The sequence below is a fragment of the Photobacterium alginatilyticum genome, from assembly GCF_009910675.1.
Lineage (GTDB): Bacteria > Pseudomonadota > Gammaproteobacteria > Enterobacterales > Vibrionaceae > Photobacterium > Photobacterium alginatilyticum.
Genome location: NZ_RSEJ01000008.1, coordinates 54,447 through 74,820, shown reverse-complemented (window position 1 = coordinate 74,820; position 20,374 = coordinate 54,447). Strand labels below are relative to the sequence as shown.

General features: G+C 51.0%; 19 protein-coding genes, 1 riboswitch and 1 other annotated feature. Of the genes, 5 read left to right on the top strand and 14 right to left on the bottom strand.

Annotated features, from left to right (window positions below; all coding sequences use genetic code 11):
- The first annotated feature begins 290 nt into the window (after positions 1 to 290).
- Positions 291 to 474: riboswitch (Lysine riboswitch) on the top strand.
- A 95-nt stretch (positions 475 to 569) separates the two neighbouring features.
- Both EIZ48_RS09540 and EIZ48_RS09535 read left to right on the top strand, forming a co-directional pair.
- Positions 570 to 2,171 carry a Na+/H+ antiporter NhaC family protein gene (locus tag EIZ48_RS09540; protein WP_160650446.1) on the top strand — a complete coding sequence of 534 codons (1,602 nt, stop codon included), beginning with the start codon at positions 570 to 572 and terminating at the stop codon, positions 2,169 to 2,171.
- A gap of 165 nt (positions 2,172 to 2,336) precedes the next feature.
- Complete coding sequence (locus EIZ48_RS09535; protein ID WP_075768332.1) at positions 2,337 to 2,915, top strand: thymidine kinase; 579 nt, start codon at positions 2,337 to 2,339, stop codon at positions 2,913 to 2,915.
- Positions 2,916 to 3,031: 116 nt separating this feature from the next.
- On the opposite strand, the gene hisIE is transcribed toward EIZ48_RS09535, so the two are convergent.
- The 11 genes from hisIE to EIZ48_RS09480 form a co-directional block, all read right to left on the bottom strand.
- Positions 3,032 to 3,658 carry a bifunctional phosphoribosyl-AMP cyclohydrolase/phosphoribosyl-ATP diphosphatase HisIE gene (gene hisIE / locus EIZ48_RS09530; RefSeq protein WP_075768333.1) on the bottom strand — a complete coding sequence of 209 codons (627 nt, stop codon included), beginning with the start codon at positions 3,656 to 3,658 and terminating at the stop codon, positions 3,032 to 3,034.
- A complete protein-coding gene (hisF, locus tag EIZ48_RS09525) occupies positions 3,655 to 4,428 on the bottom strand; it encodes an imidazole glycerol phosphate synthase subunit HisF (RefSeq protein ID WP_160650445.1) in 774 nt (257 codons plus the stop codon). Before hisF ends, hisIE begins: the two co-directional genes overlap by 4 nt.
- Positions 4,429 to 4,446: 18 nt before the next feature.
- The gene (gene hisA, locus EIZ48_RS09520) at positions 4,447 to 5,181 is read right to left on the bottom strand and encodes a 1-(5-phosphoribosyl)-5-[(5-phosphoribosylamino)methylideneamino]imidazole-4-carboxamide isomerase (protein WP_160650443.1); all 735 of its coding nucleotides are present in this window, start codon (positions 5,179 to 5,181) and stop codon (positions 4,447 to 4,449) included.
- Positions 5,182 to 5,223: 42 nt separating this feature from the next.
- The gene (gene hisH, locus EIZ48_RS09515) at positions 5,224 to 5,865 is read right to left on the bottom strand and encodes an imidazole glycerol phosphate synthase subunit HisH (RefSeq protein ID WP_160650441.1); all 642 of its coding nucleotides are present in this window, start codon (positions 5,863 to 5,865) and stop codon (positions 5,224 to 5,226) included.
- Entirely contained in the window at positions 5,865 to 6,950 is a 1,086-nt protein-coding gene (hisB, locus tag EIZ48_RS09510) for a bifunctional histidinol-phosphatase/imidazoleglycerol-phosphate dehydratase HisB (RefSeq protein WP_439126572.1), read from the bottom strand. The genes hisH and hisB overlap by 1 nt, the downstream gene beginning before the upstream one ends.
- Positions 6,951 to 6,969: 19 nt before the next feature.
- Entirely contained in the window at positions 6,970 to 8,022 is a 1,053-nt protein-coding gene (hisC, locus tag EIZ48_RS09505) for a histidinol-phosphate transaminase (protein ID WP_160650440.1), read from the bottom strand.
- A 2-nt stretch (positions 8,023 to 8,024) separates the two neighbouring features.
- Positions 8,025 to 9,347: a histidinol dehydrogenase gene (gene hisD, locus EIZ48_RS09500; RefSeq protein ID WP_160650439.1), complete on the bottom strand. Its 1,323-nt coding sequence runs from the start codon at positions 9,345 to 9,347 to the stop codon at positions 8,025 to 8,027.
- 3 nt (positions 9,348 to 9,350) lie between these two features.
- A complete protein-coding gene (gene hisG / locus EIZ48_RS09495; RefSeq protein WP_160650437.1) occupies positions 9,351 to 10,247 on the bottom strand; it encodes an ATP phosphoribosyltransferase in 897 nt (298 codons plus the stop codon).
- Between the two features lie 39 nt (positions 10,248 to 10,286).
- Positions 10,287 to 10,424 (bottom strand) — a sequence feature (His leader region).
- Between the two features lie 244 nt (positions 10,425 to 10,668).
- Complete coding sequence (locus EIZ48_RS09490) at positions 10,669 to 10,854, bottom strand: hypothetical protein (RefSeq protein ID WP_160650436.1); 186 nt, start codon at positions 10,852 to 10,854, stop codon at positions 10,669 to 10,671.
- A 220-nt stretch (positions 10,855 to 11,074) separates the two neighbouring features.
- Entirely contained in the window at positions 11,075 to 11,596 is a 522-nt protein-coding gene (locus EIZ48_RS09485) for a YchJ family metal-binding protein (protein ID WP_160650434.1), read from the bottom strand.
- 3 nt (positions 11,597 to 11,599) lie between these two features.
- Complete coding sequence (locus EIZ48_RS09480) at positions 11,600 to 12,826, bottom strand: EAL and HDOD domain-containing protein (RefSeq protein ID WP_160650433.1); 1,227 nt, start codon at positions 12,824 to 12,826, stop codon at positions 11,600 to 11,602.
- 230 nt (positions 12,827 to 13,056) lie between these two features.
- Here EIZ48_RS09480 and EIZ48_RS09475 point away from each other — a divergent pair, with 230 nt between their 5' ends.
- Positions 13,057 to 13,950: a sulfite exporter TauE/SafE family protein gene (locus EIZ48_RS09475; RefSeq protein ID WP_160650431.1), complete on the top strand. Its 894-nt coding sequence runs from the start codon at positions 13,057 to 13,059 to the stop codon at positions 13,948 to 13,950.
- Between the two features lie 123 nt (positions 13,951 to 14,073).
- Here the strand turns inward: EIZ48_RS09475 and lpxH are convergent, their stop codons facing one another.
- Positions 14,074 to 14,808 carry a UDP-2,3-diacylglucosamine diphosphatase gene (gene lpxH, locus EIZ48_RS09470; RefSeq protein WP_160650429.1) on the bottom strand — a complete coding sequence of 245 codons (735 nt, stop codon included), beginning with the start codon at positions 14,806 to 14,808 and terminating at the stop codon, positions 14,074 to 14,076.
- 42 nt (positions 14,809 to 14,850) lie between these two features.
- The gene (locus EIZ48_RS09465; protein ID WP_075768345.1) at positions 14,851 to 15,348 is read right to left on the bottom strand and encodes a peptidylprolyl isomerase; all 498 of its coding nucleotides are present in this window, start codon (positions 15,346 to 15,348) and stop codon (positions 14,851 to 14,853) included.
- 351 nt (positions 15,349 to 15,699) lie between these two features.
- On the opposite strand from EIZ48_RS09465, the gene cysS reads away from it, so the two are divergent.
- Entirely contained in the window at positions 15,700 to 17,082 is a 1,383-nt protein-coding gene (gene cysS / locus EIZ48_RS09460; protein WP_160650427.1) for a cysteine--tRNA ligase, read from the top strand.
- 330 nt (positions 17,083 to 17,412) lie between these two features.
- A complete protein-coding gene (glpQ, locus tag EIZ48_RS09455; protein ID WP_160650425.1) occupies positions 17,413 to 18,498 on the top strand; it encodes a glycerophosphodiester phosphodiesterase in 1,086 nt (361 codons plus the stop codon).
- A gap of 104 nt (positions 18,499 to 18,602) precedes the next feature.
- Here glpQ and EIZ48_RS09450 read toward each other — a convergent pair whose 3' ends face one another.
- Positions 18,603 to 20,213, bottom strand: coding sequence for an SgrR family transcriptional regulator (locus EIZ48_RS09450; RefSeq protein WP_160650423.1), 1,611 nt, complete (start codon positions 20,211 to 20,213; stop codon positions 18,603 to 18,605).
- Positions 20,214 to 20,374: the final 161 nt, after the last annotated feature.

Here is a 20,374-nt window from a genome sequence, read left to right as displayed (position 1 = left end):
ACCCTGATGCCAAATAAAATATCCACTCTCTATTTGAATTTTTTCTAATTGGGTTCAAATAATCTCATTTGTAATAACATCTAATCCATGCTGTTAGTGCAATTAATCAAGAGAATAGTGGTATTGATCAGAATAATGAAGTGCGTGCTATTTCATATTGAGGCAATATAGAGGCTCGATAGTTGGTTGTTTTTTCGGCATGTAAGCAAGATTATTCACTATTCGTGTTAATTTTTTCACTTGAAGTTGTTGCAAATGAATCACTATCCCGTAGAATTAGCCATTCCTTGACTAAGGGTAGAGGCGCATTGTCTATAAGTAGCAGGTTGGAGGGTGATTCCAATGATGATCTGCAAAAGGAGCCAGTGCCGAAGTAAGTAAGGATTATCACTCCTTCTTGCTGGGGTTGTCACCGAATAGGGGCAACACTGCCATAGTATATAATTACATTAACTATGGAGCGCTACTGTGGGGTCGGAAAAGGTAACATCCTCTTCTTATGCTCTTTTCTCGCGACATTGTCGTGTTCAGCAGTAGATCTCCAACCAAAATCGGTTGTTATTGAGATCATGAACATTGTAGATTTTTCCCATTCTTCTATTTCGCTTTTACCGCCACTGGTGGCGTTAGGTCTAGCGATTTTAACTCGCCGCGTTTTGATTTCATTAGGCGTTGGTGTCCTTCTTGGCTCATTGTTATTGACTGACTTCTCCTTTGGTGCAACGGCAGGATATGTCGGTACTACAGTGAAGGGACTCTTCATTGATGACGGAGCAATTAATAGCTGGAATATGAGTATCGTCGCCTTCCTTATTTTACTGGGGATGACGACGGCATTATTGACGCTCTCGGGCGGTACCCGTGCGTTTGCCGAGTGGGCGCAGACTAAAATTAAAAGCAAACGTGGCGCTAAGCTGCTGGCTGCTTTCCTGGGTGTATTCATTTTTGTCGATGACTATTTTAATAGCTTGGCAGTCGGCTCGATTTCCCGTCCGGTAACTGACCGTTTTTATGTGTCCCGTGCAAAACTGGCCTATATTCTCGATTCAACGGCTGCGCCGATGTGTGTGCTGATGCCGGCATCCAGCTGGGGTGCTTATATTATTACTCTGATTGGCGGTATTCTGGTTTCACATGGCATCACTGAATATTCAGCATTAAGTGCATTTATTCAGCTTGCTCCAATGAACTTCTATGCCGTCTTTGCACTATTAATGGTATTTGTTGTCGCCTGGTTCCAAATGGATATCGGTGCAATGAAAAAGCATGAACTTCAGGCGAGCCATGGCCATGGTTTTGACGAAGGCGATGATGACAGCCAGGCAAAAGATCTGAATGACGAGCTGGAAATTGAAGAAAGCGACAAGGGCCGTGTATCCGATTTGATCATGCCAATCGTTGCCCTGATCTTTGCAACCTTCTTCTTTATGATTTTCACTGGTTACCAGGCACTGGCTGCCGATGGTATTGCCTTTAATATTCTGGGCGCGTTTGAAAATACCGATGTTGGTATGTCGCTGGTATACGGCGGTATTGTCGGTCTGCTGGCTGCGCTAGTATCAGTATTGCGTCAGCGTCTGCCAATGGCTGATGTTGCCAGTACGATGTGGATTGGTGCGAAGTCAATGTTTGGGGCCATCCTGATCTTGTTGTTTGCCTGGAGTATCGGTAGCGTGATCAGCGATATGGCAACGGGTAAATACCTCTCGACCTTGGTGCAGGGCAATATCAATCCGATGCTACTTCCGGCAATCCTGTTCCTGCTGGCTGGCCTGATGGCGTTCTCGACCGGTACCTCTTGGGGGACATTCGGTATTATGCTGCCAATCGCCGGTGACTTGGCGGGAGCGACTGAGATTGCTCTGATGTTGCCGATGCTGGGCGCAGTACTGGCCGGTTCGGTGTTTGGTGATCACTGTTCGCCAATCTCGGATACGACAATTCTGTCTTCGACCGGTGCACGCTGTCACCATATTGACCACGTTTCAACGCAGCTGCCATATGCTGTAGCCGTGGCGGTAGTATCAACAGTCGGCTTCCTGGTGCTGGGTTTGACCAGCTCGATGGCTGTGGCATTTATGGCAGCAACTATTACCTTTATCCTGGTTTGTCTGTTGCTGATGTGGCTGTCTCGTCGCCCTTCAGCGCTGGCCGCTAATATGAAAAGCTAATAAATTCCAGACTCTGTTTTGATGAAAAGCCTGCAATGTGATTGCAGGCTTTTTTCTTATCTTCCGCTCAGCATTTGTTACCTTTTCATTGATGCTGACGCTTTTAATTCGGTGCCGTTTTCTGTAGCATTTCGGCAGTTTTTTTGCGCTTGGACGGGGAGCCTTATGGCCCAGATGTATTTCTATTACTCGGCAATGAATGCGGGTAAGTCAACGACGTTATTACAGTCATCTTTTAACTATCGTGAGCGTGGAATGACTCCAGTGATCTTTACCGCTGCTATCGATGATCGCTATGGCAAAGGAAAAGTCAGTTCGCGTATCGGGCTACAGGAAGATGCTGAACTGTTTAATTCGAAGGATGATTTGTACTGTAAGCTTCAGGATATTCATGCAACGAATAAAATCGACTGTGTATTAATTGATGAGTGCCAGTTCCTCACCAAAGAGCAGGTATATCAGTTGACCGAGGTAGTGGATAAAATGCATATTCCTGTCTTGTGTTATGGCCTTCGCAGTGATTTCCGTGGTGAATTGTTCGAGGGAAGCAAATACTTGTTGTCATGGGCCGATAAGCTGGTCGAGCTGAAAACTATTTGCCACTGTGGCCGAAAAGCCAATATGGTGATCCGACAGGATGAAACCGGCCGTGCCATAGCCGATGGTGATCAGGTCGAAATTGGCGGTAACGATCGATATGTGTCTGTTTGCCGCAAACATTATAAAGAAGCGCTTGGCCGCTAATTCCCGTAGAAACTGGCGGTCGATTCGAAAAAGCCTGAGTCATGGACTCAGGCTTTGTTGTTGTGCGCCGCTAACGGAACTCGTTCGGCAGGGCTTCGTTTATCTATAGCTCCGGCTTATTTATGGCGTTCTTGCAGTTTGGCCGTGACATCAGACAAGGAGAGTCCTTGGTCCTGAAGCAAGACGATCAGGTGGTAGATCAGATCCGCCGACTCGCAGACTAGCTCCTTCTTGTCACCCGACGTTGCCGCAAGCGCGACTTCAACGCCTTCTTCGCCCACTTTTTGCGAAATACGCTTGGTACCACGGGCGTAGAGGCTGGCGGTGTAAGAGGAGTCAGGATCGGCATCTTTACGAGCAGCCAGAACTTGTTCAAGTTGATGAAGGAACACCAGGGCAGGTTGTTCGTCCTGTCCTTCGATGGCGTTATCGCTGTCGAAACAGGTGGTGGTACCCAGATGGCAGGTCGGGCCGACAGGATTTACCTTAACCAGCAGGGTATCCTGATCACAGTCTAGCTTGATGCTTTTTAGCTCCAGCACGTTGCCAGAGGTTTCTCCTTTGGTCCACAGGCGGCTCTTGGTACGTGACCAGAAGGTAACCTGCTTGGTTTCCAAGGTTTTATTCAGTGCCTCGTCATTCATATAACCCAGCATCAGCACCTGGCCGCTGGTATTGTCCTGAACAATGGCGGGGACCAGTCCGTCTACTTTTTCCCAGTTAATACTTGTTGTTAGGCTCATAGTCGGATCTCCACGTCCTGTTGTTTCAAATACTGCTTAAGTTCACCGATATTGATGACCTGTTTGTGGAAGACAGAAGCGGCTAGGGCACCGTCTACATTGGCTTTGTTGAAGGCATCGGCAAAGTGAACCATTTCACCGGCGCCACCAGAGGCGATAAGCGGGACATGGCACACTTCGCGCACCATATTAAGCTGGGTCAGATCATAGCCGTTTCTGACGCCGTCCTGGTTCATCATGTTAAGGACAATCTCGCCGGCACCGCGTCGCTGGACCTCCTGTACCCAGTCGCGGGTTTCCCACTGGGTCGCCTTGGTGCGCGTCTCGTCACCGGTAAACTGGTACACCTGATACTTGCCGGTATCGGCATCGAAGTAGGAGTCAATGCCGACAACGATGCATTGCACGCCAAATTTATCGGCCAGTTCGGTGATCAGCGCCGGGTTGGCCAGAGCCGGTGAGTTGATAGAGACTTTATCGGCGCCAAATTGCAGGATGCGGCTGGCATCTTCTGCTGACTTAATGCCGCCGGCGACACAGAACGGGATGTCGATAACCTCGGCTACCCGCGCCACCCAGCTTTTGTCGACCACCCGGCCGTCGCTTGAGGCGGTGATATCATAGAACACCAGCTCGTCAGCCCCTTCTTCGGCGTAGCGCTTGGCCAGCGGTACAATGTCACCGATGATTTCGTGGTTGCGGAACTGAACGCCCTTTACCACCTGTCCGTCACGGACGTCTAAACAAGGAATGATTCGTCTTGCTAGCATACTGTTACTCCTTGTCTGTTAGCTGTTCCAGCACTGAAAAGCTTCTTCAGCGCTGAACTTTCCGTCGAGCAGCGCACGGCCGACAATCACCCCGGCGACTCCGCTTCCCTTGAGGGCTTCGATATCTTCAAGACCGCCGATGCCGCCCGAAGACTGGAACTGCACTTGCGGATACTGGGCACAAAGATCGACATAGAGTTCGACATTTGACCCGGCCAGTGTGCCGTCACGGGAGATATCGGTACACAGCACATGCTTGAGGCCGACGGTGAGGAAGTCATCCAGCAGGGCTTCGATACTGACCCCTGAGTCTTCCTGCCAGCCCGAAATGGCGACATGGCGGTTGCCGTTTTCGTCGATGTTGACGTCGAGCGCCAGAACAATATGCTCCGGGCCATATTTTTCCATCCAGCCTTTGACCAACTCCGGCTGTTTTACTGCTGTCGAACCAATAACCACACGCTGGGCACCGGCTGCCAGCAGATCAGCGACGTCCTTTTCGGTTCTTACTCCGCCGCCAATCTGAATGTTGGCAGGGGTACTGGCGAGCAACTGGCTGATCAGATCCAGCTGACGCGCCGAGGTGTCTTTGGCCCCGGTGAGATCAACCAGGTGCAGCCAGTTGGCCCCGGCCTGGTTATAAAGCTTGAATTGCTCGGCAGGGTCGACTTTGTATTCTGTGACTTGGCCGTAGTCGCCCTGAAAAAGGCGAACAACCTGGCCGTTAATTAAATCAAGTGCGGGAATAATCATCCTAAGTCCTTTTGATGTGTTTTAGCTCGCTGAATTAACAAGTCACATCTCTAAAAAGTTTTTAATGAGCTGGGCACCGGCTTTGCTGGAGCGCTCCGGGTGGAACTGTACGCCATAGTAGTTCCCGCTCTGTACAGCTGCCGTAAAAGGCTGCCCGTATTCACAGCGGGCAATGGTATAGCCGCCTTGCTCTGCCTCTTCGGCCGAAACCGGCATCGCATAGCTGTGAACAAAATAGAAATAGCTACCGGCTGGAATGTCCTTAAACAGCGGGTGTCCTTCCGCAGGCGTGACAGTATTCCAGCCCATGTGCGGTAGCGGCAGCGAGCCGGTTTCCAGCTTTTTGATCGGGGCATCACACAGTGCAAGACACGGGACGAGCTCGGTGCCGCTCTGGCCCTGCTCCTCAGAGAAGGCGCCCAGTAGCTGCATGCCGAGACAAATGCCCAGCAAGGGCTTGTCGACCTGTTTGACAAGCTCGACCAGGTTACGTTGCTCCAGGTTGTTCATTGCCTCGCTGGCGGTGCCGACGCCCGGTAAAAACAGCTTGTCGGCGGCCAGTACAATGCTTGGCTCCTTGCTGACGGTGACGCTGTAGCCAAGGCGCTCGATGGCAAACCGGACCGATGACACATTGGCGCAGCCTGTATCAATAATGACGACTTTCTGGTTCTCGCTTACCATTACAGTACTCCTTTACTGCTCGGTAGTTCGGTCCCTTCAACCCGGATAGCCTGGCGCAATGTGCGGCCAAACGCCTTGAACAGGCTCTCGACGATGTGGTGATCGTTCTCACCCGTCGAAGATAGGTGCAGGGTACAGGCCAGGGTATCGGTGAGTGAACGGAAGAAGTGCGACACCATCTCCGTCGACAGATCGCCCACTTGCTCGCGACCGAAATCGGCATCGAATTTGAGGAACGGGCGGCCGGAGAGATCCAGTGCGCATTGTGCCAGGCACTCATCCATCGGCAGGCTGAAGCCGAAGCGGCCAATTCCGCGCTTGTCGCCGAGGGCATCTTTCAATGCCTGCCCGAGCGCCAGTGCGGTATCTTCGACACTGTGGTGATCATCAATGTGCAAGTCTCCCTTGACGGTCAGCTCCATGCGGAAACCGCCATGGGTGGCAATCTGATCCAGCATGTGATCGAAGAAGCCAAGACCGGTTTCGATCTTGTTGCCGCCAGTCTCATCCAGGTTAACCTTGACCCGGATGTCGGTTTCCTTGGTGGTACGAACGACCTCGGCGATCCGAGGGTTGGTGGTCAGATCTTTAACGATCTGTTGCCAGTTCATGCTTTTCTCGTTTAAGGGATTAGGATTGTACTGGATCCCGCGAATGGCCATATTCTCGGCAAGTTGCAGATCGGTCTGGCGATCGCCGATGACCGCCGAGGTGGCGAAATCCACACGGCCTTGTTGCAGATACCCCTTAACAAGCCCCAGCTTTGGTTTGCGGCAGCTGCAGTTGTCTTCGTCGAAGTGCGGGCAGATCAGGACATCATCGAATTTGACGCCCTGTGACTCGAAGATTTCCATCATCATGTTGTGCGGCGCATCAAAGTCCTGCTGGGGATAGCTGTCTGTGCCCAGTCCGTCCTGGTTGGTTACCATGACAAGTTTATAACCCGCATCCTGAAGCTGAAGCAGCGCCGGGATCACGAAGGGCTCAAGCTTGAGCTTATCCAGACGGTCAACCTGAAAATCTTCGGGTGGCTCGACAATCAGGGTGCCGTCGCGATCAATAAATAAAATCTTTTCCTTGCTCACAATGTTCTTCCTTTAATACTTAATTCTGGGCCAGCTGCTCGCGGATAAATGCCAGCGTCTTTTCACATTCATCGCGGTTGCCGATACTGATGCGAATACAGTTTTCAATCGGGGAACGTCGCAAGATAATGCCGTGGTCCCACAAGGCTGCGAACAGAGCGTTGGCATCCGGGAATTTCACCAGCAGGTAGTTGCCATAGCCGTCGTAGACCGTGACACCTTCGAGCATGCTCAATCCGGCCTGCAGATAGGCACGGTTGGCATTAAGATCGAGCACCTGGAATTTGGTTTTTGCCAGTCCGGCAGGCGAGAGGGCCTGCACGGCGATGTCCGTCACGGGGACAGGTACCGGGTAGGGAGCAATCACTTTGAGCAGCAACTCGATAATGTCCGGGTTGGCCAGCGTAAATCCACACCTTAGCCCTGCCAGTGCAAAGGCTTTTGACAGGGTGCGCAGGATGACCAGATTCGGATAGCGATCCAGCAAATCGACTGTGGATGCTTCGGGGCAGAAATCAATGTAGGCCTCGTCCACTACAACCAGCGCATTGTCTGCCGCCATATCAAGCAGCGCCTCAATATCCTGACGGTCAAGCAAGTTGCCGGTCGGGTTGTTCGGGCTGCAGACAAAAATCAGTTTTACACCGTCGAGGTTGTCGCGGATGGTGGCGAGATCCAGCTGCCAGTCGGCGGTCAGTGGGACCGTTTTTGCGCTGACATCAAATGTCTCGGCACTGATCGCATACATACCATAGGTCGGCGGGCAATATAGGATGCTATCCTGATTTGGTTCGCAGAAGGCACGGATCAGCAGCTCGATGCCTTCGTCTGCCCCGCGGGAAGTGAGCACCTGCTCTTTCTTTATTCCTGCGTAGTCGGCATAGGCCTGGATCAGCTCTTCTGGCTGGCAGGTACTGTAGCGATTGAGGCGATCACATTTGATGTTGTATTCATTGGCGAAGGGAGACTCGTTGGCATTGAGCCAGATATCACCGCTGCCACCGAGGCGGCGGGCTGACTGATAGGGTGTCAGCTCCCGGACTGTTTTTCTCGCTAGCTTTGAAACTGTCATACCTATGCTTCCTTTGCTGCTGTCTGGGCGGCTTGCTGAGCCTGTAGTTTCTCGACCCTGATCGTGACGGCACGTTTGTGGGCATCGAGGCCTTCTGCTTCGGCAATCGTCACCACTGTCGGTGCCAGTTGCTGCAGGCCGTCGGCACTGAGTTCCTGTACGGTCATGCGCTTGGTGAAGTCGGCCAGTCCCAAGCTGGAGTAGGTTCGAGTATAGCCGTATGTTGGCAATACGTGGTTGGTTCCTGATGCATAATCACCGACAGATTCCGGTGACCAGTCGCCGAGGAAGATTGAGCCCGCATTGTCTAACAGTGGCACCAGTTCACGCGGATTCCGAGTCTGGACAATCAGGTGCTCGGGGCCATAGTAGTTTGAGATAGCAATACATTGGGTCAGGCTGTCGGCCACAATCAGCAGACTTGATCCGAGTGCCTGGCGGGCAATCTCAGCCCGTGGCAGTTCGGCCAGCTGTTTCTGGATAGCATCGGCAACGCGATCGGCGATACTTGGTTCCGGAGTAACCAGTACAACCTGGGAATCAGGACCGTGTTCGGCCTGACTGAGCAAATCAGCAGCAATAAAATCCGGGTCGGCGGTATCGTCGGCAATCACCAGCACCTCGGAAGGGCCAGCTGGCATATCGATCGCCGAGCCGCGGAAGTCGTTGCTGACCTGGCGCTTGGCCTCGGTCACAAAGGCATTGCCCGGACCGAAGATTTTATCCACTTTGATAACCGACTCTGTGCCGTAGGCCATTGCAGCGACAGCCTGGGCTCCGCCGACATTGTATATTTCGCTAATTCCGCACAGCTTCGCCACATACAGAATTTCATCGGCGATAGGCGGTGGCGAGCACAGAACTGCCTGGCGGCAACCGGCAATTTGTGCCGGCACACCGAGCATCAGCACCGTGGATGGTAGCGGCGCACTGCCGCCGGGAATATACAGGCCGACAGTGTTAATCGGACGCGTTACCTGCTCGCACACAACGCCTGGTTGGGTTTCTACCCGCAGTGTCGGTTGTTTTTGCGCTTCGTGGAAGGTTGCGATGTTGTCATAGGCTTGCTTGAGGGCCTGCTTCATTTTGTCGCTGAGGCGTTCTGCTGCCGCTTCCACTTCTAGGTTGCTAACCTTGATTGATTCCGGGCGGATCTTGTCGAATTTTTCGGTCAGCTCCAGCAGGGCTTCATCGCCGCGTTGGCGGACATCCGCAATCACGTCAGAGACGATCGCCGTGATATTGGCCCCTTCGGTGATCGCCGGACGCTGGAGCAGGGATTCCTGCTGGTTATCGCTTAAAGATTGCCACACAACCGTCTTCATGGCTTACTCCATCATCTTTTCAATTGGCAGGACAAGGATTGAGCTTGCGCCAAGCTCTTTAAGCTGTTCCATGGTTTCCCAGAACAGGTTCTCTGAGCTGACAAGATGGATGGCAACACGGCTTTTATCAGCAGCAAGCGGCAGCACGGTCGGGTCTTCGGCACCTGGCAGCAGTGCCGTAATTTGGTCCAGGCGATCTGTCGGAGCGTGTAGCATGATGTACTTCGACTCTTTGGCCTGGATAACACCCTGCATACGGGTAAGAATACGTTCGATGAGCGCCTGCTTGTCTGCGCTGAACTCTCCCGTACGCTGGATCAGAACCGCCTTGGAGCGCAGAATAACTTCGACTTCCTTTAGGCCGTTGGCCTCGAGGGTAGCGCCGGTTGATACCAGATCACAGATAGCATCGGCCAGACCGGCTCGTGGTGCAACTTCGACTGATCCGTTTAACATACAAGGGCTAAACTCGACACCCTGCTCGTCCATATAACGCTTGACCAGCTGCGGGTAGGTGGTGGCAATACGCTTGCCTTGCAAATCTCGCGGGCCGGTATATTGCTCGTCCTTGTCGATGGCAATCGACAGGCGGCAACCACCAAAATCAAGGCGGCGCAGTTTGGTGTAATCGCACGGCTCGTTAAGGGCGGCACGCTCAAGACCGACTTCCTCAAGCTCGTTTTCACCGATGACACCCAAATCTACCACGCCATCCATGATCAGGCCCGGGATATCATCATCGCGGACCAGCAACAGGTCGATAGGCATGTTTTCGGCGTGTACGACCAGGCGCTCACCCATCAGGTTGAATTTAATGCCGCAGCGTTTGAACAGGTCCTGGCACTCTTTGCTCAGGCGTCCTTTCTTTTGAATTGCGATTCGTAGTCGTTGAGTCTGCATCGTTGTGTTCCCTGTATCGATTATTCTTAAAGCCTGAAAACGAAAAAACCCTCGGAAGTGAGTTCTTCCGAGGGTCTGAATTCTGTTATTTCTAATGACCGCTGGAAGAGTTTTTGTCCGTCTTCCAGAGTGAGGCGTATCCTCCCGAAAGACTAGTCAGGATGATGATGGTGATGTAGTTTTACCATTGGGATACGCATAATTATGTACTCTGTTTAAATCGTTATTAACTCGTTGCTTGCTATTCACACTAACCAAGCTAATTTGATTTTGCAACAGTATTTTTACCGAAATATTGATTTATTAAAAAAAGGTAAATAAAACAGGTGAAAAAGGCTCAGGGCCAGTGAGTTATCGAATGGATGGCCCTGAACAATAATATTAAATATTTAACATTTGCCGCTACTGGTTGGCATAAAAGCTAAACATAAATATCAAGCAGACCTTTGGGCGGGCGTTTTTTGGATTGCTCCCTGGGAGGATCCTGCTTGTTGTCTTCGCTTTTGGCTTCGACTTTTTGTTTGCGTTCATCAATCAGTGATGCCTGGGTGACTTTCTTTAGCTGTTTATGAGCGTTCAACGGCAGATTGTTGTTGGGGTTTATCATGTCATTGCCTCATTTCTTTAAAGAGTTGTGGTCAATTTATCGACAATGAGGGGTGTAAATTGAGTGTTTTTTGTTCGTTGTGTCTGTGTTGTTAGACAGATTGTGACCTTGGTCAAACTGTTACTGAGAATCGTAACACTAATTCGTAGAAGCTGATCAGACAGCAGTGAGGAGGGGAAAAAAGAAGCCCGATAATTCGGGCTTCGGACAGGCTTACCGGTTAGCCGCAGCACTTTTTGAATTTTTTGCCGCTACCGCACGGGCATGGGTCATTACGACCGACTTTATCGCTGATGGCTGGTGTCGGTGCTTCAATTGGCTGTTCTTCTGTCAGTTGCGGGTATTCCCCGTCGATATAAAACCACTGGTTTTCCTCGCCGACAGGCTCGCGCAGGAAGCGTGATTTTTCTTGCAGGCAAAATTCATCGTCGCCTTCTTGGTAATAGGCCTTGAATTCCACATACCCTTCACCGTTTTCGGCAACTTCGCTGCTGATAACCTCCAGGCCCAGCCAGTGAGAATGTACTGATTCGGCAATGGCCTCGCGGTACTGCTCTGCCTCGCAGCTTGGGTGGTAGGTGGCAACGACAAAGTCAACAAGGCCAAGGACATGCGCACTGTACCTGGCGCGCATTAACTGCTCCGGGTGCTGGGCTCGTGATGGCTGTTGATGGATGGGCTGGCAGCAAGTTACCAGTGTTTTCTTGCTGCCGCACGGGCATTGCTGGTCTGGCGTAGGCATGGATTAATCAGTCGCTGTATGTTCAAAATAAGAAGACCATTTTAAAGACTCCAGATACAGTTCTGCAACGTCTGATTCATTGATTTGGAGTTGTTTGCTCAGCAGGCTAACGGCTTCCCACTCGGCTTTGTCATACGCTGTGATTAACTTGAGAATATGCCCCAGCGGACCGGTTTGGTGCACCAGTGCCTGCTGGACTTGCTTATCCAGAGGAAGCAGGGTGATCACCTCTTCTATCGGCTGGTCGAGCAGGGAGTCCAACAGCGAGAACAGTCCGGTCAGGAAGGCCTGGTTCCCGATGATGTCGGTTCTTGCCAGATTGCTCAGGCGCTCGCAGAAATGGGCTCGCTGCAGCGACAGGCTATAGAGTGACTGCGGTTTTTTTTCGGTGGCATGGGCCGTGGCGACGAAGGTAACAAATCGTCTCAGGCGCTCTTCACCGAGATAGACCAGCGCCTGTTTGAACGAGGAGATCGGTTTGGCCCGGGTATATGTCAGGTTGTTGACATGGCGTAGCAGCTTGTATGACAGCGAGACATCGGTGGCGATGATACTTTCGATGGTGCCAAAGTCGACGTCGGAAAGGGTAATCTCCTTGTACAGGCGCAGCGTGGTCAACGCACATGGAGTCAGTGTCTTGCGCTGCAACATTTCCGGCTGGCTGAAGAAAAAGCCCTGGAAAAGGTCAAAACCTGCTTCGCAGGCTTCGGTGAACTCGTCGTGCGTTTCTACTTTCTCTGCCAGAAACAGGATCTTGTTCGTCTTGTCCTTATGATGGCGGATAAAGAAGCGGGCCTTGGCAATAGGTACCGTGCGAATATCAAATTTAATGATATGGATATACGGCAGGAAACGCTTCCACTCTGCACTGGGAACGAAATCATCCAGCGCAAGGGTATAGCCTTTGCTGTTGAGTTCGATCACCGCTTCGAGTAATTCGTCACTGGGATCGCAGGTTTCAAGGATCTCGATGATAAAGCTTTTCTTAGGGAACATCAGCGGGGTGCGCTGAATGAGGCTGGTATAGGGAAAATTGACGAAGGCTTTCTTCCCCGATGTAGCTTCTATTGCCCCCGAGGTAAAGAAATTATCAGCTAACAAACGATTGGTTGCGTGTTCGTCACCAACATCCGGAAAACAATTATTAGGGCCATCACGGAACAGCAACTCGTAACCAACGGTTGCTTTGTCTCTGTTTAAAACAGGTTGTCGAGCAAGATATGAGTGCATGAAATCTGACGTAATCTATTGATATTGTAATTAATGAGCCGTCCGGCACCAGAGTTTGCTTGGCAGGCGATAAAACGCTTTATCAGGCCGCCTTGAAGACAAAATACTATAAATGATGATGGTTTCACAGAGTGCATCCAATAGCAAATCACGTCTGTGACCAGTAGCATAGAATTAATCACTAAGTTAATCCACAATATAGTCCCTTTTGAGAAAATTTTGTGCAAAATATGACGGTCTTTACAGTCATACAAGCTGGATTGCTTGTAGGTGGAGGCATTTTTGTTGTCATGCTGCTCAATGCGTGGCGCAAAAATCGTAAGCAGGAAGCGCAAACTAAGATTTTTCCGATTGGCCTTATTGGCGGCTTTGCCAATTTTTGCGATACCCTTGGAGTGGGTAGCTTTGCAATTAAAACGGCCGGGTATAAACAATTCAAGCTCGTTGATGACAAGCTCCTGCCCGGCACCCTGAACAGTCAGGCTGTTGTTGCGACGGTTGCCCAGTCACTGATCTTTTTAACCGCGGTTGATGTTGACGAAGTCACCATGGTTAGCCTGGTTCTGGCTGCCTGTCTTGGGGCGACGGTTGGCGCTCGGCTGGTATCCGGCTGGGATCGCCAGCTGATACGGTTGGCGATGAGTGCGGCGTTGCTGGTGGTTGCCACCCTGATGCTCGCCGGTCAACTGGAGCTGTTTCCTCTTGGCGGATTAGCCCTCGGGCTGAGCGGCTGGAAGCTGGGGGTTGCTATTGCCGGTAACTTCTTGTTCGGGGCGCTGATGACGGTGGGAATTGGCTTGTATGCACCGTGTATGACCATGGTGTACCTGCTGGGTATGCACCCGCTGGCAGCCTTCCCAATCATGATGTGTTCCTGTGCATTCTTGACGTTCTTCTCGGCTGGCAGTTTTATCAGGATGAACCGTATTAACAGCCGGGCGGCCCTGGTGGTGGCAATTACCGGACCGATAGGAGTGGTGATTGCGGCATACCTGGTAAAGTCGCTAAATCTGCAGTTGTTAGCCTGGTTGGTGATTGGCGTTGTACTCTACACTTCGTTCTCGATGTACCGCTCATGGGCCGGTGAACGTGCAAAACTGAGCTCTGCGCAATCACTATCCTAGCCGTGAGAGTAAGGTAACCGGTAGAACCTGTCGCCATCACAATAAAAAAGGTACGCTATGGCGTACCTTTTGAGTGATGAGCTAGTGAGTAATGAGCAAGAGGCCCGGCTGAACCGCTAGCGGTCAGGACGACAGGGTAAAGTCGCGCGTTTCCAGCTGGCAGCCGTCAGATGTGCAGATCAGTACCGAGCCGTGATCATACCAGTCACCCAGTACCGTCCTCGATGCAGGCAGGCTGCCGACATTCAGGTGATGAATTGCCGGGCGATGGGTATGGCCGTGGATCATGGCCGTCACCTGGTACTGTGCCATGATCTTTTCCACCTCATCCGGGGTGACATCCATGACATCCTGCGCTTTTTCCTGGTTCGTCATGCTGCTGTTACTGCGCATCTTGTTACCGATTTTCTGTCGATAGGACAACGGCAAGCGGAAAAATAACCATTGAATGAAGCGGTTATGTACTTTTCTCCGGTAGCGTTGATACTCTTCGTCCAGGGTGCACAGTGTATCGCCATGGAGGATCAACGTCGGCGTACCATACAAGTCGATCACGCTATGCTCCGGCAGTAGCTGGACCCCGGTTTCCCGGCTAAATCGCTTCCCGACCAGAAAATCACGGTTGCCGTGAATGAAGTAGCAGGGGATCCCCGAGTCTGTCAGTTGCCTGAAGGCCGACTTGATTTGCTGGTGGAAGGGAGAGTCGTCATCGTCGCCAATCCACATTTCGAATAGATCACCCAAGACGTACAGGGCATCGATCCCCGTAGTTTCTTCCTTCATGAAAGTAAGAAAACAGTCGGTGATATCGGTACGCTCGGCACTGAGGTGCAGATCAGAAATAAACAGTGTTGTCATAAGGAAGGGAGGGCAGCCATAAGGCCACCCTGAGAGTATGGATTACTCTTCGATAGTGACGCTGTTGATGACCACTTCTTCAACAGGTACGTCCTGGTGCACATAGCCCCAGTTACCGGTAGAAACCGCTTTGATCTTGTTAACAACGTCCATGCCTTCAACAACTTCTGCAAATACACAGTAGCCCCAACCGTCAGGTGTTTCTGATTTGAAGTCCAGGAACTTGTTGTCGTTTACGTTGATGAAGAACTGAGAGCTTGCAGAGTGCGGCTCCATAGTACGCGCCATTGCCAGCGTACCGACTTTGTTGCTTAGGCCGTTGTTCGCTTCATTTTTGATTGGCGCGCGAGTTTCTTTCTCTACCATGCCAGAAGCCATGCCGCCGCCCTGGATCATGAAACCATCGATAACACGGTGGAATAGTGTATCGCTGTAGAAACCGTCACGGCAGTATTGCAGGAAGTTTGCACACGTTTCAGGCGCTTTTTCTGTGTTTAGCTGAATCTTGATGTCACCAAAAGTAGTGTGAAGCGTTACCATGAGCTTGTCCTTTAATGGATGTTTATTGCTTTAAATACCGGATTTTATATTACTAAGGAAAGGCGTCAACATGATCTCTCATCATTCTCCGTCTATGGTGAAATAAGATGATTATTTCACCGAATTTCATGCCAAACCAATAAGTAACCACATTGGTATAACTATAGGTGAACCGCGATGAAAGCGGGAAATCAATTACCCTGCGATTACGGACTTTCCGGCACAGTGGTTGTTTTCTCCCCCAGGCCGGTATAAACCGCGTCCTGAGCGTATTTTTCCTTGCCTTCATTAGTTATTAGAGGTGTAATTACTCCTCTTAAAGTAACCCCATAAAATGAGTAACTACGAGACATGTTAAAGATCTATAACTCGCTCACTAGACAGAAAGAGGAATTTACACCCATCCAGCCTGGTAAAGTAGGCATGTACGTCTGTGGGGTTACCATTTACGATTTGTGTCACATCGGTCATGGCCGTACTTTCGTTTCGTTCGACGTGGTTTCGCGCTACCTGCGCTATTCCGGTTATGATCTGACCTTTGTACGTAATATCACGGATATCGATGACAAGATCATTAAGCGTGCGGCAGAAAATGGCGAAAGTTGTGACTCGCTGACCGAACGCCTGATCGGTGAAATGCACGCCGACTTCGACGCGCTGGGCATGAAGCGTCCGGATATTGAGCCTCGTGCTACGGACTACATCGATGAAATTATTGCCATGTGTGAGCGCCTGATCGAGCGTGGTTTTGCCTACGTCGCAGACAATGGCGATGTGATGTTTGAAGTCAGCAAGTTTGACGAATACGGCAAGCTGTCTAAGCAGGATCTTGAGCAGCTGCAGGCCGGTGCCCGTGTTGATATCGAAACGGCCAAGCGCAGCCCGCTGGATTTCGTGTTGTGGAAAATGTCCAAGCCGGGTGAGCCGACGTGGGAATCACCGTGGGGCGCAGGTCGTCCGGGCTGGCATATTGAATGTTCGGCAATGAACTCGGCGATCCTGGGTGATCATTTTGATATCCACGGCGGCGGTTCTGATCTGCAGTTCCCGCACCATGAAAATGAAATTGCCCAGTCATGCTGCGCAACAGGCTCGCAGTATGTGAATACCTGGATGCACAGTGGCATGGTAATGGTTGATCGCGAGAAGATGTCCAAGTCCCTGGGTAACTTCTTTACCATCCGTGACGTACTGGGTTATTTCGATGCCGAAACCGTACGTTACTTCCTAATGTCCGGCCACTACCGTAGCCAGCTTAACTACAGCGAAGATAACCTGAAGCAGGCACGTTCTGCCCTTGAGCGCCTGTATACCTCGCTACGCGGTCTGGATGCCGACGCACCAGCAGCTGGTGGCGACGAGTTCGTAACTCGCTTCAAAGAAGCGATGGATGACGATTTCAATACGCCGGAAGCTTATTCTGCACTGTTTGATATGGCACGTGAAATCAACCGCCTGAAATCGGATGATCTCGCTACGGCATCGGCACTGGGCGCACGTATGCGTGAGCTGGCTGATGTTCTTGGCCTGTTGGCACAGGAGCCGGAAGCCTTCCTGCAAGGTGGTGCCGGAGAAAGTGATGACGTGGCGGAAATCGAAGCGCTAATCCAACAGCGCCTTGATGCACGTGCAGCGAAAGACTGGGCGGCAGCCGATGAGGCCCGTGACAAGTTGCTGGCAATGGATATCATCCTTGAAGATGGTCCTCAGGGCACGACATGGCGCCGTAAGTAGTTGTATGTAACAACTGCCCAATAGATTGAAAACCGGAGTCTTTTGCTCCGGTTTTTTTATATCTGACGGTGACGTGCCTGAGCTTGAGAGGAAAGTGCAGGTATACCTGTACAGATTGACGGACGAGGTAACACATTTCGAACGAGTATGGAAATGGACCCAATATCACTATTCGAAACTATTATGTGGTTATTCGAATGTATTTGATCACGTTTAGAGTAAAAGTTCAGAAATTGTCATCCAATAGTGCTTATTATGATTGCCGTTGTATAAGCCGGTATTGGCTTTGCTTCCCCAGATAAGAGCACCGAACGTTAAGGATTGATAATAATGAAAAAAATATGTCTTGCCGCAGCTATTGCCAGCACTTTGCTTGCTGCTCCTGCTTTCGCTCAATCAGCTCCTGACTCAGACAAGATAGTTGTCGCCCACCGTGGCGCTTCTGGATACCTGCCAGAGCATACTCTACCGGCCAAAGCGATGGCATACGCAATGAAGCCTGACTATATCGAGCAGGATGTGGTCATGACTAAAGATGACCGGTTGGTGGTACTGCATGACCACTATCTGGATCGTGTTACCAACGTGGCTCAGCTCTTCCCTGATCGTGCCCGTGATGACGGTCGCTATTATGCGATTGATTTTACCTTGCCTGAAATTAAACAGCTGAGCGTAACCGAAGGTTTTAATATTAAAGATGGCAAGCAGGTTCAGGGTTTCCCTGAGCGTTATCCGATGTGGCAGTCGGACTTCAAAGTACCGACTTTCGAAGAAGAAATCGAGATGATCCAGGGGTTGAACAAGTCGCTGGGCTATGACATCGGTATCTACCCTGAAATTAAAGCGCCATGGTTCCACCGCCACGAAGGCAAAGACATCAGTAAAGCGGTGCTGAAGGTGCTTAAAGACTATGGCTACACCAGCAAGGACAGCAATGTCTTCCTTCAGACGTTTGATTTTAACGAGCTAAAGCGCATTCATGACGAGCTGATGCCGGCCATGGGCATGGATGTTAAGCTGGTGCAGCTACTGGCCTACACCGACTGGAACGAGACCATGGTTTATGACGGCAAAGGACAGGCCCAGCCTTATAGCTATGACTGGATGTTTGCCAAGGGCGGAATGGAAAAAGTGGCCAAGTACGCCGATGGTGTAGGTCCTTGGAAGCCAATGGTGGTGTCTGATCAGTCAACCAAAGGTAACATCAAGCTAACCGGTTTGGTGAAAGCCGCTCATGAGCAAGGTATGCAGGTTCACCCTTACACCTTCCGTGCAGATACCGGCCGCATTCCAGCTTATGCCAATGATTTCAATGATATGCTGGATATTTTCTACAATACGGCAAATGTAGACGGTGTCTTTACCGACTTCCCGGACAAGGCTGTGGGCTACTTGTCGTCCAAGGACAGCAAATAAGGGATGTGACTGCGGATATAGGGCCAAACTGGCTCTTTAGTCCAGCAGCGGAAAGGTGATTTAAGAGAAGGCGATCTAAGTGATCGCCTTTTTTTTTGGAGTCATTACACCGTTTGCACCAAAGCTGTATGCTCGGGAGTGTCATTAATCCATAAGGTTGAGAAGTCACACCAACCAACGTGATTGACCTCGAGCCCCTGGAGTTTGATCGGAGCGGTGATCGAGAAGCCCTTGGCGTTCAGACGACGGATAACCTTGATCTCCTCCAGCCAGTCGAGCAGGCCAACGAGTTTATCTAGCGCTTTCTTTTCGACAGGCTGAAGCTGGGTTTCGAGCAGCTTGTTTCGAAAGAGCTGGTACTCGTCTTCTGTCAGAATTGCCTGCCAGTTCATATCGCACTGGAAAAAATAACGCAGGCTGGTGATTTTACAGCCTTCAGTTCTAATCGCCCCGAGCAGCACATCTTCGTTGTTGTTGCTATCGTTGATGCAGCGAGAAGAAAACGTCAATTCAGAACCGTTATCCTGCGCCGCTTTGATTTCTTCGGCCTGCTTACGGCCGTCATTATTGTTCTCGACCGCAATGTGGATATTTCCTTTTATCGGCTGATCAGCCGGATTGCCGAGTAGCAGGTTGCCGATGTCAGCGATAACCGGGTTGTCTCGGCATTCCCTATTTGTTGTCAGCATATAGAAGATGCCGCCGCCCGAACGACTGACGGTGTAGACCGGTTGATGCTGCTCAAGGAAGATAAGGTGCTCCCGGCATTCTTTCAGATCTTCCCACTCGTTGTGAAACCATATTTCGATCACTGGAGCGAGAGCAAGTTGCCCGACATAACTGGGGTTGCGCTTTAGCCTCAGCATCCTTGTCGATACGACATCGGGGTAGAAAGGTCCGGAGCCGACGGGGCCATCTTGTACCGTGGCCGTCTTGATTGTAGCTGAACTCATGATCGAGGCTTCCGGTCTGGCAAGCAGCCGGGGCAGGTACCAGTCAGGATGCGACAGCCTGATCGTCACGGTGGTCGAGGAAATGATATCGATGCCGGTGATGTGACCGTAAAGTTGTTGCCAAAACGGGCGCCTTGCCAGCCATAACAGACTGGCTTTAATGTCTTTGGCACTCAGCTCGCTCTGGTTATGAAAGAAGACGGAAGGGCGCAGATGGAATGTCCATTCATCGCCCGTTGAGTTTGACTGCCAGTGGTGGGCAAGATCCGGCATGATCTTGTCATTTTTATATTGCGTCAGGCGCTGGAAAATTTGCAAGATCAAATGGCGTTCGGTGCGCTCGAATGCCAAATGGGGGTGAAGCGATTTTAACTGGCGATGAAAAGGGATCCGAATGGCGGTCTGGCTTCTGTCGAGAGACGAGGCCAGAAAATGCTGAAGCTCGGTAGACAGTTTGCGGTCATTGAAATCCATTAGCTTGATCGCGGCTTCCGTTTTTCCCTGTGCCATCAACTGGTCGACAAGCTGATAACAGGCATCGGTGGGCTCTATTTTGCATGTTATCTTGGCCCGTTTGCCCCGACCGGGAGCTGCCTGCCAGTCAATCCAGTCCATATCGGTGAGCTGGTGCAGCAGGTTTCGCGCATGGCGTGGTGAACAGAAAACAATTTCGGCTACGTCTGAAAGCTGCGTGTCGACACAGCAGGGACCAAAGCGTCTGAAAAGTCGCTCGTAGTTCTCGAGTGCGCGCTTGTAGTTCATTGAGGTGGTGCTTTCCTTATTCCTGTGGACTTGCAGCAGTAGATGCTGCTAGGGCGATCAGGTTCCCTCTCATCCGCCTGTTTGAATCCAGTATTCTGGGTTGGTTACAAGCGGAAAAATAGAGAAGGAAATGAGTAACAGTTCCGTAAATTGATACATGC